Below are 14,345 nucleotides of genomic sequence, written 5' to 3'. Positions count from 1 at the left end.
CTCGGTCGGCACTCTGCCGGCCGAACGGGTGAGGCGCTCATCTGCCGGGATAGCACGGGGTGACCGTTCGAGATGCCGGGCTGATGGCGTGCTGCTTCGCTGATGAAGCCCGCTCTCCGAACGATCCGAGGAGTGATCATGAGCGTTGCAGGTGAAGGTGGCGACCGTGCGCGACAGATGCGTGCCAAGGCGCAGGAGTTGAAGGACGCGGCGGAGCGAGCCACCGACCCGCAGGAGCGCCAGCAGCTGCAGGAGAAGGCCCGCCGGATGGAAGAGCAGATCAAGAAGGAAGGCGGGACGGGGCCGGGTCTGGACCCGATGAAGTAGAGGCCCCTGCGTCGACCGGCCGGCGGCTCCCTCGCGATGGAGGCGAGAGGAGCCGCCCGCCGGGACCGAAGCCGCTTCCTTGAGCGGCGTCGCCGGCCTGGAGGCTTGATTCCCGGCACCTCGGGTGGAGCCTGTCCGGATGCATCGGGACAGCTCCGGACGGAAGCTGAGGTTGTGGCAGAGAATCCGCCCGTGATCGTTCATCCCCTGGCGCCCAGCGGCGGCCGACGGGTGACGATTCACGGTGAAGAGGTCGGCACCGCGTATCACCTGTTCGACGTGCTGGAGTTTGTACGCCGCGCGGGTCTGCCGGAAGCCGATACCGCGGTCGACGATCCGGCACTGATCGAGTGGCAGGGCGGCGGCCCCGACGCGTGGGGTGGGTCGCCTCCGTGACCGGAGTTCTTCCGCTGCGACCGCCCATGGACGGGCAGAGCCGTACGGACTGTGCGCGAAGCGACACATTCCGTGAGGGGTGGCGCACGGGCAGGCGGGATGCAGCCCTCCGGGATCGACGCCGGCGTAGGCGTTGGATCGAGGCAAATCGGGCATTTGTACGGTATGACTGAGAATCATCCCCAGAGCAATCCCGACCCCGACCCTCGAGGGACGCCGGGCCTGGACCGCAGTAGGTCGGTGCCTCCCGGCGAGACCCCGCCGGCCGAGTCGAGCACGTCCTCCGGGGCCGGCCCGTACCAGCCCCCTGTACGAGGCTGGGCCAAAGGCCCGCTGGCGGCCATCTCGGTGGTTGTCCTGCTGGTCGCGGCGTTCTTCCTGGTCTACGCGCTCGTACTGATCCTCTGACAGCACGGCACGGCACGGCATGGCGGGGATGCCGACCTTGGCGTCCCCGCCGCACTGCCGGCTCTGTGTCAGTCGACGGCCTTCAGATCGCCCAGCGCGTCACCGAGGTCGAGTTCGGTGCGGCCACGAGTCTGGAAGCCCCGCTCGAACAGCTCTGCCGTGCGTTGCTGCGCTGCCTCGCTCCGCACGAGTTGCTGGAACAGAGCGGCATCCGCGCGTACGGCGGCCGGAGTTGGCAGGCTTACGGCGTTGACGCACGCCTTGGCCGCGATCAACGCATCGCGGGGGAAGCCACCCATGCGCGCGGCAATCCCCGCTACGAACTCGTCCAACTCGGCGTCGGGCACCGCGCGGTTGATCCATCCGTAGCGTTCGGCTAGATCGGCGTCGAAGTCGGCCGACGTCAGTAGGGCTTCGAGCGCGCGCCCTCGGCCCAGCAGGCGGGTGAGGTGCTGGATCGCTCCCGCACCGGGCGGGGTGCCGATGCCGACTTCGGGCTGGCTCAGGACAGCGTTCTCACGGGAGGCGAAGCGCATGTCGCAGGCGAGGAGGAACTCACTGCCTGCCCCTCGTGCGCGGCCGCGCAGCTTGGCGATGGTGACGGCCGGAACCTCGCTGAACCTGCGGAACAGCATCCCCAGGGAGGCATCGCCCGGACCTCCGGCCTTCGCGGCCTCCGCGGTGTATTCCGGCACTTTGGTCAGGTCGACGTGCGGAAAGAAGAAGTCGGGATCGGCGCTGTCGAACACCACCACTCGTGCGGTCCCCGGTCGGGAGAGTTCCTCGATCAGGCCGACCAGGTCGCGTACGACCTCGGGGCCGATGAGGTTGATCGGCGGGGCGTTGAAGGTGGCGGACAGGACGTTGCCGTCCAGCCTGGTGCTGATGGTTTCGTACGAGGCGGTCATGTTCCCTTCCTCCCGGCGTGAATCACCGCATGGGGCGATCACGGTTGTCAGAGTTGGTGCTCCTCGAGCGGCGGCGCGACCGACGCGGCGATTTCCTTCCAGCCGCTGTAGACGATCAGGGAGTGGCCCTTCCAGTCTCTCCTCGAACACCCACCCACACAGCCCCACAGTCCGGCACGGGCGGCATTGCGTCGCTGCCGCGCGCGGCAGCTGCCGTGTGGGGCTTGGCGCCGGCGCGAACGAATGATTACGCTCCGTGTCGCTCAGCTGTGGTGCGCCCGTACGCGGCTTCGGCTGATCAGCGGCGGGGCGTTGCGACAAGGCGGCTGAGTGCGGTGTGTGCCGACGGCCCCCTGGGGGGTTGCCTCCGGGGCGTCCGTGGACGCCGGCATCTCCGACGAGGATGCCGGTGAGGGCGCGGATCACCGCCCAGCCACGAGCGCGGCGCAGGTCGCGCGGTCCGGGGCGGCTGACAGGCGTCGTGGAAGCGGTCGGCGGCGCCGTCCGGCAGCAGCAGCCAGGCGGCGGAGAGGTCGCAAGCGGGAGGGCCTCCTCCGCCGGGCCTGGAACGCGTCGGAGGTGACCGGGGTACGGCATGGATCGCGCGACAACACGCGCACGGGAGCCCGGCGTCGAAGGTGGTGATGCCGGCCGGCCGACGTGCCCGTCCACGGCCGGGGCGCCTCGCAACCCTGTCCAGGGCCCGGGGCGCCTCGCCACCCGTTCGACGGCCAGTTGAGCTGTGGTTCTGACCAGTTCAAGCCATCTCTCCCGGCGCTCAACGGGCGTTCAACTCCGGGATTCCGCAGCGTGGTTCAGGAAATCTTTCTTCCGGCTGCCGCCCAGGCCGTGAGGGCCGCCGTACCCGAGTTGCCCGCCGCCGCACTGCGCACTCGGATTGGTCGCGGACCGCCCGGGGCTCGGCCGCCATGCTCAGCGCGATGCTGGTTGTGATGTTCCCCGCCAATGTGTACGCCGCCGGCGACGTGCCCTGGGGGAACGAGCTCAGCCCCCGGACGGCAACGCAGGCCGTCTTCCTCGCGGCCACCTTCACCGTGCTGGTCCGCCACGGCCGGGCGGTTGCGGTGACGTGCGCGGAACCCTCGCTCAGCTCGGCGCCGCCGCGACCGCCCCAGCGACCGTAGCCGGGACCAGGCCGATGACTCTACGAGCCGCGAAACGGACCCGCGTTGGACCGCTCACCGTCTCCGGATCGCCGCGGGAACAGCCGATCGGACGCGTGGCGGGCCGGAGCGCCGGGGCGCCGGGTGAAGGTGACCGGGGCCGACGCGGTCATCCGCCCGCAGCACGTACCCTGACACCCGCCGCGCAAGCCTGCTCCCGCTGCTGTCTCACGGGGACGCCCCGCAGGAGCTTCGTGACCGGCATCGGTCACGCCCGTGAGCATGGGCGGTCTCCGTATCAATCGGTGTGGGTGGCGGCGTTCACGAGAGCGCTCGGATCCCGACCGTCCTGCTGGGCCAGGATGTCCTTGAGTACGTCGGCGAGGGTGGTCCTGGCGAGCCGGCGCCGCATCGTGTCCTCGAGGTCGTCGTACACGCGCTGCAGTGTGGGCCGGATGCCGGACCCTACCGGGCATTCCTGGTTCGGCTGGGTGTGGTGCAGACCGAGCACGGGGCCGGGGTCGACCGCACGGAACACGTCCTCCAGTGTCACCGCATCCGGTTCGACGAGCAGGAACCAGCCCGCCCCGGAGCCTCGCTTCGCATCGACGAAGCCGGCTTTGCGCAGCTCGCCGAGGCAGCGCCGGATGACGACCGGATTGGTGTTCACACTCTCGGCGATCTGCTCGGACGTCACGAGATCACGACCCAGCCGCCGACTGAGCTCCATCCATACGAGCACGTGGGTCGCGACGGTCAGCTTGCTGTTCGCGCTCATCCGCAGGTCGCCTCCTTGGCGCCACATGCCTCCGCGCGGCTTCAAGCCCAGGTCCTGACGCGCCGGAGCGATTCCTCTAATTGTAACCGATTCGGTTACGCGTAACGAGGTTCCCGGGTCTGCGGCATCGTGGCCGGCGTTGAAGCGCGCGAGCGGGCGGCATGTGCGTGTGATGTGGACCACACGGTCCAGAAATCGGGTATCGTGGCGCCATGGCGCGCCCTCGGAGTTTTGATGAGCAGCATGTCCTGCAGGCCGCCCGCGAGGTCTTCTGGGACCGGGGCTACACCGCCGCGTCGCTCGACGACCTGATGACCGCCACCGGACTCGGCAAGGGCAGTCTGTACGGGGCGTTCGGTGACAAGCGGCAGCTGTTCCTCCGTGCGCTGGACGCGTACCGGGTCGAGCAGCTCCGGGCGGTCCGGGAGGTCCTCGACGGGGACGGACCGGCGCTGGAGCGGCTCACTCGCCTGCTGGAAGGGGTCGCCCGGGGGTACGGCGACGACGCCGGTCGGCGGGGTTGCCTCCTGGTCAACAGTACGTCCGAACTCCACGGCCAGGACCCCGAAGTGATCTCGCGGTCCCGCGCCACCTATCAGGCGGTGGAGGACCTCTTGGTCGACTGCGTCGAGGAGGCGCAGCGCGACGGGGACATCGCCCCCGATGCCGACGCGCGAGAGCTCGGCCGTCTGCTCCTGGCCACTCTTCAGGGCATGGAGTTCCTGGCGAAGACCCGGATGGACGCCTCGGCGCTGCTGCAGATCGGCCGTACTGCGCTGGCAGGTCTTCCGCGCCCCTGAGTGCCGGCCGCACCGCACCACACCGCCCCATCGCCCGGCCGCCCGCCCGCGTCGGCGCCTCGACTCTCGGTGCGTCGGCCCCGCGAGGTGGTCCCGGGCTCGGTAGGGCTTGGCGACCGGATGCCCGGCAGATAATATAGCGACCATTACAATACCTGGTGGTGTGGAGGCCGACATGGCAGGAGGACGGCCACGCGCCTTTGACGTCGACGAGGCGTTGGAGCGCGCTCTGGAGCTGTTCTGGCGTCACGGGTACGAGGGCACCGGAGTCGCGGATCTCGCCAAGGCCATGGGCATCAACCCGCCGAGCCTGTACAGCGCGTTCGGGAACAAGCAGGAACTGTTCGCCAAGGTCCTCGACCGCTACGCCGAGGGGCCCGCCGGTTACATCCGGGAAGCCCTTGCCCAGCCCACCGCCCGCATGGTGGTCGAGCGCCTGCTCCGCGGCGCCGCCGAGGCCACGACCCGGCCCGACTGCCCTCCCGGCTGCCTCACCGTCCAGGGCGGCCTCGCCTCCTCTTCCGGCGCGGAGGCGGCTCGTGACGAACTCACCCGGCGTCGCACGGCCGGCGAGGCCGCACTGCGTCTGCGCCTGGAGCAGGCCGGGATCGACGGAGAGCTTCCGGATGGCGTGGGATCCGCGGATCTCTCCCGCTATTTCGCCACCGTTTATCAGGGCATCGCAGTTCAGGCCGCCGGTGGTGCGAGCCGGGAGCAACTGGACAGGGTCGTCGATGTGGCGATGCGGACTTGGCCGACGGGCTCGTCCGGCAACTGATGGGCGCTTCTCGCCGTCGTCCCCAGGAAACGCTCGGCGCAGCCGCGTGTTTCGCGTCGATGTGTCATGCCGGTCGGCTCGGCTCGGCTCTGCGTGGCGCGGCCGCCCTTTGTTGCGTGCTTCGTCGCGTGCTTCAGCCCGGGAGGCGCCGCGGAGTCAGCGCGCTGAGCAGGACCAGGACGGCGGCCAAGGCGAACCCGACGCCCGCTCCGGCGCCGTCGACGACGTTCCCGCCGATGAAGGATCCAGCCGCCAGGGCGACCTGGGAGACGGTGACCAGCAGGGCGAGGCCGCCTTCCGGGGACTGCCCGGCGACCCGAAGCGTCCACGTCTGCAGGGCCAGGGGCACCGCTCCGAAGGCCGCGCCCCACAGAGCGACGAGGGCGACGACGGCGGGCGCGATTCCGGCCAGCGGGATCAGCAGCGCCACCGCGGCGGCCAGCAGCACGGAGGCGGCGATGTACACGCCGCGCAGGCGGCGGCCGATCACGGCGCCCGCGGCGAAATTGCCGGCGAGTCCCGCGATCCCGTACGTCAGCAGCAGTGCGGTGACGCCGGAGGAACCGAAGTGTGCGCGGTCCTCCAGGTACGGCGTGATGTACGCGTAGGCGGCGAAGTGGCCGAAGAAGACCAGCGCGGTGGCGAGCAGGACGCGCCGGACGAGACCCTGCCGGAACGCGCCGGTCACGGCCGACAGGCGCACGCTGCCGTTCGGGGGCAGCGACGGGAGCAGTACCACCAGTGCGGTCAGGGCGAGCAGAGCCGCGACGGTCGCGACGAGGAATGCGGCCCGCCATCCGGCGAGTTGGCCGATGAGCGCACCGAGCGGGAGGCTGATGACCGTACCCGCGGAGATGCCCGCGGTGATCAGGGACGAGGCGCGGTGGACGGATCGGGCGGGTACGAGTCGCGCGGCGACGCCTGCGCCGAGGGCCCAGAATCCGCCGACCCCGATTCCGAGCAGGACGCGTGCCGTCACCATGACGGTGAGGTCCGGTGCTGCCGCGACCAGCGCGTTGGACGCCCCTGTGAGTCCGGCCAGGGAGATCAGGACCCAGCGGCGGTCCAGGCGTCCGGACGCGATCGTCATGAGCGGCGCCGTGACGGCGGCGACCAGGCCGGGTACGACGATCAGCAGCCCGGTCGTGCCGATGGACGCATCGAGGCTGCCGCCGATGTGCGGGAGCAGTCCGATCGGCAGGAACTCGGAAAGAACGAGTACGAACGACACGAGCGCGACCGAGGCCACCGCGGGCCATCCTCCCCTCGGCCGACCGGGCGGCGGCGCTCCCTTCGGCGCCCTCCCGGAGCGTCGTGCGGGTGACTCGGTGGCGGGTGACTCGGTGGCGGGTGACTCGGTGGCGGGTGACTCGGTGGCGGCAACGGTGGATTCCATCTCGTTCCTTTCTGCGGTCGTCTGAGGGGGGTGCCGGCGTCGAGTGGCACGGGTGTCGGACCCGGGACGTGCGGCGAGACGTCGGCGGCTCCGGCGTCGCGGTGGGCGCGGACGCGGTTCGCCGGTCCGGCGCGTTCGGCCGGTCCAGCGCGTTCGGGGGACCGTTCGGGGGCCGGGCGAGGCAGGGCCGACGGCCTGAGCGCTGCCGGCCCTGCCCCGTCCGTGCTGTCCCCAGGCGCGGAGAGCTCGCGCCGACGGTCGGATCGGTGTCGGATCCGCGTCAGATCTGGTTGATGCCGCCGTCGACGAAGAGCTCGATCCCCGTGATGAACGTGCTCTGGTCCGAGGCGAGGAACAGCGCCGCGGACGCGATCTCCTCAGGGCGGCCCATGCGGGCGAGCGGCACCTGGCCCGCGAGGAAGCCCTTCAGCTGGGCGGCCTGCTCCTGATCGGGGGCGAGGCCTTCGAGTCCGGGCGTCTCGATGGGGCCGGGGCTGATGGTGTTGACCCGGATGGCACGGCCTCTGAGTTCGTTGGCCCATGTGCGGGCGAAGGATCGCACCGCGGCCTTGGAGGCGCCGTACACCCCGAACGCTTCGTTGCCGACCGAGCCGGCGGTGGAGCCGGTGAGGATGACGGAAGCACCGTCGTTCATGAGGGGCAGTGCCTTCTGGACCGTGAAGAGCATGCCCTTGACGTTGTTGCCGAAGGTGTCGTCGAAGTGTGATTCGGTGACCTGCTCCAGGGTCGAGAAACCGCCGCCGCCGGCGTTGGCGAAGAGTACGTCGATGCGGCGGCTCTGCTGGGAGACGGCCTCGTAGAGCCGGTCGAGGTCGGCGAGGTCCGAGACGTCGCCGTGAACTCCCGTCGCCTGGGGTCCGATGGAGGTCACGGCGGTGTCGAGCACGTCTTTGCGGCGGCCGGTGATGAACACATGCGCGCCCTCGGCGGCGAAACGCCGGGCCGCGGCCAGTCCGATTCCGCTGGTGCCGCCCGTGACGATGGCGGTCTTGCCGTCAAGCTGTCCCATGATCTGTTACTCCGAATCGCGGTAGTGAGCCACCCCGGGCGTGGTTGTAACTATCCTTGTTACATTGAAGCCCTGTGTAGTGCCTCGCCCGGTCCGTCGTCGCGGCGGGGCGGGGGTGAGTGTTTTGTAGTGGTCGATAAAAAACATAGGTCGGGCGCGTCGGTGCGTCAAGGGTGTGGGGAGAGTTTTTTGACCGTGCGGTCCTGAATGCCTATTGTGGACCATGTGGTCCAGAATGGCCATGGCGCGGTCCTTCTAGCCCGCGCCCGCGCTGCACGAAAGGCAATGTTGTGAGCACTCAGGAAGTCATCGGCCGGTTCTTCGAGCATCTGGCCAGCGGAGACCCGGAGCGGGTCGCCACGGTCTTCGCCGACGACATCGACTGGTACGTGCCCGGCTCGGACGAACTGCCGTGGACGGGCCGCCGCACCAAGGGCACCGAGGTGGTCCAGTACCTGCGGGACCTGTGGGCACACATCGTCGTCGAGGACAACGTCGACGATGTCGAGCAGGTGGTGTTCGACGGCCCGGACGCGGTCGTGCTCGGCTCGTTCTTCCGCCGGGTGAGGAGCACGGGCCGCACGTTCACCATGCCGGTGGCCATGCATCTCCGGGTCGACGGAGACAAGATCGTGAGGATGCATCTCTTCGAGGACACCCTGCTGGCGCAGCAGGCGTTCAAGGGCTGACAGGCGTACGGCCACGGCCACATGGACGCGCGGGCTGGAAACCGCCCTCCGCCGCCCGGCGGAGTCCGGTCCGCGCGCGATGCCCTCGGACTCGGCACCTCTCGGTGTGGTCCGGGGTTCCGGGACCTGGAACCTTGGACCAGGCATGAGGGCCTGGTACGCCGCGCGGCCGGTCCGGTCACACCTGCATCTGGCCGCCGTCGACGAAGAGTTCGACCCCGGTGATGAAGGAACTCTGGTCGGACGCGAGGAAGAGGACCGCGTCCGCGACCTCCTCCGGTCGCCCCATCCGGCCGAGCGGCACACCGGCGACGAGCGAATCCTTGAGGCCCCGCGCCTGCTCCTCGTCCGGGGCAAGACCGGTCAGGCCAGGGGTGTCGATCGGCCCCGGACTCACGGTGTTCACGCGGATCCCGCGACTCTTGAGCTCATTGGCCCAGGTCCGCGTAAGGGAGCGCACAGCGGCCTTGGAGGCGCTGTAGACGCCGAATGCCTCGCCACCGCCGCTGCCTGCCGTCGAACCCGTCAGAATGACCGAAGCACCGTCGTTGAGCAGAGGCAGTGCCTTCTGCACCGTGAAGAGCAGGCCCTTCACGTTCGCCCCGAACGTGCCGTCGAAGTGCTCCTCGGTGACGTCCTCCAGGCGCGCGAACCCGCCCCCTCCGGCATTGGCGAACAGAACGTCGACGCGGCGCTTCCGCTCTCTCACCGCGTCGAACAACCGGTCAAGGTCGGCGAGCACGGCGACATCGCCGCGCACCCCTGTCGTGTGCGCCTCGCCGATCTCCGCCACCACGTCGTCCAGCTCCGCCTCCCGGCGGCCTGTGACGAACACATGGGCCCCCTCGGCCGCGAGACGTACTGCGGAGGCCCGCCCGATCCCGCTGGTGGCGCCCGTGACCACCGCTGTCTTTCCGTCAAGCTGTCCCATGCCCGCCTCCGCGTTCGGCCCACGACAATTATCCGGCGGCCAAGACGAGGACGCATGGCCGCCGGCGCCCGTGGGCAGCCGGTCCGCCTGCTTGCCGCGGAAAGGGCTTCCTCCGACAGGCCTGGGACGGCGGCAGCCGCCCTGGCGACCGGATCGCCGTACCCGAGCCCGGTGCCCAGTACGAACCACCCCGCCGGCGACGGTGGCCGCCCCGTCGGCCGTTCCCCGACGCCTCGCAGGACGCCCGCGTATCAGGTCCGGCACCACGCGTAGGCAGACCGGTTCGAGACCGATCGGATCGCCGCGCGGCCGCCGGCCGTCCGGCTGCGTGCGGCCCGGAGCACCGGGCGCGTGAAGATGACCCGGCCGCCCCCGGTCATCCGCCCGCAGTACGCACCCCGACGCTCGGCCGGCAGGACTGGTTCACCAACTTCGGTCGAGCAGGTAGGCGAACAACGCGTCCAGATCAGAGGCCGCACCCGGCGCGAGCGACACCTCCCGCAGACCGTGGCGTGCGGCGTCCAGATGCCGACGCGCCTCCTCACGGGTCGCGGCCCGCCCACCCGCCTCCTCCACCAGCGCGGCGGCATGCGTGGCCGTCGCGCTGTCGAACGGCTCGGGCGAGTCCAGCAGTATCGCCAGTTCCCGTGCAGCGGCCCCGGTCCCGGCGAGCGCCGCGAGCACCGGGTAGGTCTTCTTGCGCAGCCGCAGGTCGCCGTGAACGGGCTTGCCGGTCACCGCCGGATCACCCCAGATGCCCAGCAGGTCGTCCACCACCTGGAAGGCCACGCCCAGTTGCCGCCCCGCCCGTTCCAACACCGCAACCGTTGCGGAAGGCGCACCGCCCAGCGTCGCACCGAGCGCGACCGCGCAGCCCAGCAGGGCCCCGGTCTTGTGTTCCGCCATCGACCGGTACTGATCCGGCCCCACCGAGCCAAGCCCGCTCCACGGATGCCGCTCGAACCGCAGATCCTCCGCCTGCCCCGACACGAGCGCGTTCAGCGTCACGCACAACCGCAGGACCGCGTCGCCCGTGAACGGCCCTGGTGCCTCGGCCAGACACTGCACGGCGAGGGCGTGGATCGCGTCCCCGGCAAGGACGGCCGGACCCGTCCCGTACGCCTTCCACACCGCCGGGCGCTGCCGCCGCAGACCGTCACCGTCCATGATGTCGTCGTGCATCAGGGAGAAGGTGTGCACCAGTTCCACCGCCACCGCTCCAGCGACGGCCACGCCGCCGTCCGCGCCCACCGCCTCCGCCCCCAGCACGGCGAGCGCCTGCCGCACACCCTTGCCCTCGGAGCCGCCCGGGCCCGGTGTCCCGCTCGCGTCGCTCCAGCCCAGCGCGTACGCGGCCATCTCACCGGTCCAGGGATGCAGCCGCCCCACCGCCTCGACCAGGGCCGGGCGCACGAGTTCACGAGAGCGCTTCAGCACACCGCCCACCGCGACGCCGTGACCGTACGGCACACCCGCCGTACCGGCGTCCGCCGACCGGACGGGGGAGCACACCCACGACAGAGAGGAATTCACCGCAGCCCCTCCACACGGGCCGCCCGCAGCGCCTCCGCCCCGCTCGCCGGCAGCACCGGCCCCCCGCCTCCCGGCACGTCCCCGCCCCCGTCCGGCAGCGGCCCCACACCCAGCTCGGACGCGGCCTTGTCCACCATCTCCCGGGCGTGCCGCAGCCCGATGCCGTCCAGGATCGAGCGCAGCTCCGCCAGCTCGGCCGCGCTGCGAGCCGCCTCCCGGCCCAGCCGGGCACGAGCCTTGACCAGCCCGAGCCGCGACAGCGCCGTCCCTCGCGGCTCCTCCATGTCGCGGAACTCCTCCAGGGCCCGCGCATACAGCTCCCGGGCCTCCGCGTACCGACCCGCCCGGTACAGCACGTTGCCCCGCATCTTGTGGTTGTAGGCGAGCGCGCTCGACAACCGCATCTCCCGGCAGGCCTCCTCGGCCTGCGACAGCAGCGACAGAGCACGCTCCACCTGCCCGTCGCGTACGGACACCACATCCGCGATGCCCCGCAGCGCCCAGGCCCACCCGCGCCGGTCATCGGCGCGCAGCGCGGTCTCGGCCGCCTCCTCGAACAGTGCCAGCGCCTCGTCATAGGCACCGGTGTTGCGGTGCATCTGCGCGATGCCCTCCAGCGCCCACACCGTGTGCCGCGCCTCACCACGCCGGCGGGCCTCGGCCAGCAGCTGCTCGTGCAGCCTCCCCACGGCCTCGTAGTCGCCCTGTATCCGCCCCGTCTCGGCGAGCCCCGCCAGCGAGTAGCCCCGGACGACGACGTCACCTCCCCGCTCACCCATCTCGGCCGCCAGCCCCAGCAAGCGGTAGGCCAGAGCGAACGCCCCCCGCTGCCGGGCCAGCGTCCCCCCGCTCCACAGGGCCCACGCCATCGCGCCCTCGTGACCGTCGGACCGCGCCGCCCGGTAACTCGCCTTCCACGCCCGGTCGGCCTCCTCGATCCGCCCCAGCCTCCGGTACGCCTCCGCCACGGCCAGCCCGCAGCGCGCCATCTCCCGGCGGTCACCGGCCTGTTCGGCCGCCCGCAGCTCCTCGACACCCCGGGCGAGCACCTCCGGCAGGGAGGCATTCACCGACAGCGAGCCGAGAGCCCCCTGGTACTCCGGCGCGGAAGCCTTCGCCCGCTTCGCCTCGCTCACCTGACTAGCCATCAAAACTCTCCTCCGGTCGACTTGGTGATCAAGATGCCGACGGGACGCGGAGGTTCCGTATGAGCGGTGATATCCGTCTCCGTACGGGTGGCGGGTCATCCTCGAGTGCTACGGCCACCGCGCGAGAGTCGTCAACGAGGCGTACGGCGGCCAGGGTTCCGGGCCGACGTGTGTGCCGGTCCGCCCGGTCCGCGCCCGGTCCGCCCGCTCCGGCCGGTTCGCTTGGCCGGGACGGGGGAGCCGCGGAGGTACGAGCCCGAGGTCGCCGCGCCGGTCTCGGGGAGGTTCGCGACGCGGGCGCCGTGGTGGCCGGTGTGCGGCCTCCGATCAGGGGCGGCGAGCCGCGAGGACGCAGAACTCGTTCCCCTCCGGGTCGGCAAGGACGACCCAGCTCTCGTCTCCCTGGCCGACGTCGGCGCGGCGAGCCCCCAGGTCGAGCAGGCGACGGACCTCTTCGTCCTGCTCCCTGTCGGTCGGGTTGACGTCGAGGTGGAGCCTGTTCTTGACGGTCTTGCCCTCGGGCACGCGCGCGAAGGTCAACGTCGGTGGCACCGGGCCGAGGCGGTCCTTGTCTTCAGACCCCACAGGGGGGCCGATGGAGACAATTCCGTCGTCCTCGTCCTGCACCTCGTAGTCAAGGACCGAGCACCAGAACCGGGCGAGACGGATGGGATCGGCGCAGTCGATCGCAAGCTCGGTGAACTTGCTGCTCATGTCAGGACCTCCCGGTCACGTCTGCGTGTGAGGCAAAGGCCACACACTAATCGCAGTGTTCGACGGCGAGGGCTCCCGTTCGCATGGCGCGGTCAGTGCGAAACCTGCGCGTTGGCTCAGGACCCGGAGACGCGCTGTCGCGAGGTTCGAGGTTCGAGGTTCGAGATTCGAGGTTCAGAAACAACTCTCAGGGCGCGCAGGCGACTTGTCGTCCACCGACCGGTGCGGGGGAGGAGTAGGGCCACTCTGCCGTCGGTGCCTGTCCTTCGAGGTCGGGGCGCCCGCAGGCGCGTCGGCAGGGGGCGCTATGCTGCGCCGTTCGTTGATCGCAATGTGGGGAACATGGGGGGATGAGAATGGCTGCAATGGGTGTGAGACGGGTGCTGACCACGGTGGTGGCTCTGGGCGCCGGAGTCTTTCTGCTCGGTGCCGGTCTGTTGCGACTGGAGACCCGGATCACGGGAGTGCCCGGGCAGTTCCGCGCCGAGCGGTGCGAGGTCTCGGAGTCGAAGCACGGCGACGACGGTGTGCTGTGCGCGGGATCCTTCGAGGCCGACGACCGCTCCTTCCGGATCGAGCGGCTGGACGTCGAGACCACCTTCGACGCGAAGCCGGCCGGACCGGTGCCCGTCACGGTCGACGGGCCGTCGGCGACCGTGGCCGTTGACAACGAGGCCGGCGTCTGGCTCTACCCGGGAGCCACCGGTCTGGTCTGCCTGCTCGTCGGAGCATGGAACGTAAGGGGGGCCGTAGTCCGCAAGCGAGGCGGCGCGGTCTCCACAGCGAGCGGCACCTGAGGCCGGAGACAGCACGAGACCCCGGGCGATGGCGGCCCGGGGTCTGTGTACTTCGCTTGACCATGTGGTTCAACGACCGGCCGAGCACTACGTCACGCCCCTTCCGTGCCCAGTCCGCGAGCGCCGCGCTGTGGCTGTGCGAGCGGGGTCGGTGCGGCCGTGGAACCGGGGGTTGAGGCGAGGCGTCCCCCTTGGGCATGAGCGATGAGATCAAGGGCGGGCCGGGCCAGGACACCATCGGATGCGCGGGCTGCTGCCTGGCGCTCGCGGGCGCCGTGACCGCGGCGCTCACGTGGGCGCCCTTGGCGCGGTCCAGCATTCAGGGCGGCTTCGAGGGTGAGCACCGGGACCTGAGCGTCCTCTACATCGATCTCCCGCTCGTCGCCCTCGGCGGTGCGCTGGTCCCGCTCGGCGTCTGGGCACTCACCGTACGGTGGTTGCGGCGCCCCTGGCTCGCGGCGGTGGCGGCGGTCGCGGCGGTCACGCTCGGGGTGTGGGGACTGACCAACTGGTGGACGCCGTACGAGCGACCGGAGTTCATGGAGTAGGCGAGCGGCGCAGCGCGCCATGCCGCAGCCGGTCCCACCG

The 14,345-nt window shown here is 70.7% G+C and carries 17 protein-coding genes and 1 pseudogene; 9 read left to right on the top strand and 9 right to left on the bottom strand.

Annotated elements, in window-relative coordinates:
• The first annotated feature begins 138 nt into the window (after nt 1-138).
• From ACIQMR_RS15035 to ACIQMR_RS15025, 3 genes are all read left to right on the top strand, one after another.
• Nucleotides 139-327, top strand: coding sequence for a DUF6381 family protein (locus ACIQMR_RS15035; protein ID WP_401386151.1), 189 nt, complete (start codon nt 139-141; stop codon nt 325-327).
• A 192-nt stretch (nt 328-519) separates the two neighbouring features.
• Nucleotides 520-723 carry a hypothetical protein gene (locus tag ACIQMR_RS15030; protein ID WP_401386148.1) on the top strand — a complete coding sequence of 68 codons (204 nt, stop codon included), beginning with the start codon at nt 520-522 and terminating at the stop codon, nt 721-723.
• A 165-nt stretch (nt 724-888) separates the two neighbouring features.
• On the top strand, nt 889-1,131 hold the full coding sequence (locus ACIQMR_RS15025; protein WP_401386145.1) for a DUF6480 family protein: 243 nt from the start codon (nt 889-891) through the stop codon (nt 1,129-1,131).
• Between the two features lie 68 nt (nt 1,132-1,199).
• Here the strand turns inward: ACIQMR_RS15025 and ACIQMR_RS15020 are convergent, their stop codons facing one another.
• Together ACIQMR_RS15020 and ACIQMR_RS15015 are read right to left on the bottom strand one after the other, a co-directional pair.
• Nucleotides 1,200-2,189 carry an enoyl-CoA hydratase/isomerase family protein gene (locus ACIQMR_RS15020; protein ID WP_401386143.1) on the bottom strand — a complete coding sequence of 330 codons (990 nt, stop codon included), beginning with the start codon at nt 2,187-2,189 and terminating at the stop codon, nt 1,200-1,202.
• Between the two features lie 148 nt (nt 2,190-2,337).
• A pseudogene (locus ACIQMR_RS15015) lies at nt 2,338-2,589 on the bottom strand (aminoglycoside phosphotransferase); the annotation flags it as partial.
• Between the two features lie 391 nt (nt 2,590-2,980).
• Between ACIQMR_RS15015 and ACIQMR_RS15010 the strand changes: the two are divergent.
• Nucleotides 2,981-3,184, top strand: coding sequence for a hypothetical protein (locus ACIQMR_RS15010; RefSeq protein WP_401386140.1), 204 nt, complete (start codon nt 2,981-2,983; stop codon nt 3,182-3,184).
• A gap of 277 nt (nt 3,185-3,461) precedes the next feature.
• Here ACIQMR_RS15010 and ACIQMR_RS15005 read toward each other — a convergent pair whose 3' ends face one another.
• A complete protein-coding gene (locus ACIQMR_RS15005; protein WP_401386137.1) occupies nt 3,462-3,941 on the bottom strand; it encodes an Rrf2 family transcriptional regulator in 480 nt (159 codons plus the stop codon).
• A 212-nt stretch (nt 3,942-4,153) separates the two neighbouring features.
• Here ACIQMR_RS15005 and ACIQMR_RS15000 point away from each other — a divergent pair, with 212 nt between their 5' ends.
• Both ACIQMR_RS15000 and ACIQMR_RS14995 read left to right on the top strand, forming a co-directional pair.
• Nucleotides 4,154-4,741 (top strand): TetR/AcrR family transcriptional regulator, encoded by a 588-nt coding sequence (locus tag ACIQMR_RS15000; protein WP_401386134.1) that lies wholly within the window; start codon nt 4,154-4,156, stop codon nt 4,739-4,741.
• A gap of 175 nt (nt 4,742-4,916) precedes the next feature.
• A complete protein-coding gene (locus tag ACIQMR_RS14995) occupies nt 4,917-5,519 on the top strand; it encodes a TetR/AcrR family transcriptional regulator (RefSeq protein WP_401386131.1) in 603 nt (200 codons plus the stop codon).
• Nucleotides 5,520-5,652: 133 nt separating this feature from the next.
• Here ACIQMR_RS14995 and ACIQMR_RS14990 read toward each other — a convergent pair whose 3' ends face one another.
• Entirely contained in the window at nt 5,653-6,768 is a 1,116-nt protein-coding gene (locus tag ACIQMR_RS14990; protein WP_401386128.1) for an MFS transporter, read from the bottom strand.
• 427 nt (nt 6,769-7,195) lie between these two features.
• On the bottom strand, nt 7,196-7,945 hold the full coding sequence (locus ACIQMR_RS14985) for an SDR family NAD(P)-dependent oxidoreductase (RefSeq protein WP_401386125.1): 750 nt from the start codon (nt 7,943-7,945) through the stop codon (nt 7,196-7,198).
• A 290-nt stretch (nt 7,946-8,235) separates the two neighbouring features.
• Here ACIQMR_RS14985 and ACIQMR_RS14980 point away from each other — a divergent pair, with 290 nt between their 5' ends.
• Nucleotides 8,236-8,634, top strand: a complete 399-nt coding sequence (locus ACIQMR_RS14980; protein WP_401386122.1) for a nuclear transport factor 2 family protein — start codon at nt 8,236-8,238, stop codon at nt 8,632-8,634.
• 178 nt (nt 8,635-8,812) lie between these two features.
• On the opposite strand, the gene ACIQMR_RS14975 is transcribed toward ACIQMR_RS14980, so the two are convergent.
• From ACIQMR_RS14975 to ACIQMR_RS14960, 4 genes are all read right to left on the bottom strand, one after another.
• Nucleotides 8,813-9,565, bottom strand: a complete 753-nt coding sequence (locus ACIQMR_RS14975; protein WP_401386119.1) for an SDR family NAD(P)-dependent oxidoreductase — start codon at nt 9,563-9,565, stop codon at nt 8,813-8,815.
• A 423-nt stretch (nt 9,566-9,988) separates the two neighbouring features.
• Nucleotides 9,989-11,035: a polyprenyl synthetase family protein gene (locus ACIQMR_RS14970; protein WP_401386878.1), complete on the bottom strand. Its 1,047-nt coding sequence runs from the start codon at nt 11,033-11,035 to the stop codon at nt 9,989-9,991.
• Nucleotides 11,036-11,094: 59 nt separating this feature from the next.
• The gene (locus tag ACIQMR_RS14965) at nt 11,095-12,246 is read right to left on the bottom strand and encodes a tetratricopeptide repeat protein (RefSeq protein ID WP_401386116.1); all 1,152 of its coding nucleotides are present in this window, start codon (nt 12,244-12,246) and stop codon (nt 11,095-11,097) included.
• 327 nt (nt 12,247-12,573) lie between these two features.
• Nucleotides 12,574-12,960, bottom strand: a complete 387-nt coding sequence (locus ACIQMR_RS14960) for a VOC family protein (RefSeq protein ID WP_401386113.1) — start codon at nt 12,958-12,960, stop codon at nt 12,574-12,576.
• Between the two features lie 365 nt (nt 12,961-13,325).
• Here ACIQMR_RS14960 and ACIQMR_RS14955 point away from each other — a divergent pair, with 365 nt between their 5' ends.
• Together ACIQMR_RS14955 and ACIQMR_RS14950 are read left to right on the top strand one after the other, a co-directional pair.
• Nucleotides 13,326-13,757, top strand: a complete 432-nt coding sequence (locus tag ACIQMR_RS14955) for a hypothetical protein (protein ID WP_401386110.1) — start codon at nt 13,326-13,328, stop codon at nt 13,755-13,757.
• Nucleotides 13,758-13,954: 197 nt separating this feature from the next.
• Nucleotides 13,955-14,305 carry a hypothetical protein gene (locus tag ACIQMR_RS14950; protein WP_401386107.1) on the top strand — a complete coding sequence of 117 codons (351 nt, stop codon included), beginning with the start codon at nt 13,955-13,957 and terminating at the stop codon, nt 14,303-14,305.
• Nucleotides 14,306-14,345: the final 40 nt, after the last annotated feature.

It is taken from the genome of Streptomyces sp. NPDC091376, from assembly GCF_044757085.1.
Taxonomy (GTDB): Bacteria; Actinomycetota; Actinomycetes; order Streptomycetales; family Streptomycetaceae; genus Streptomyces; species Streptomyces pratisoli.
This window is presented reverse-complemented; position numbering and strand designations above follow the sequence as displayed.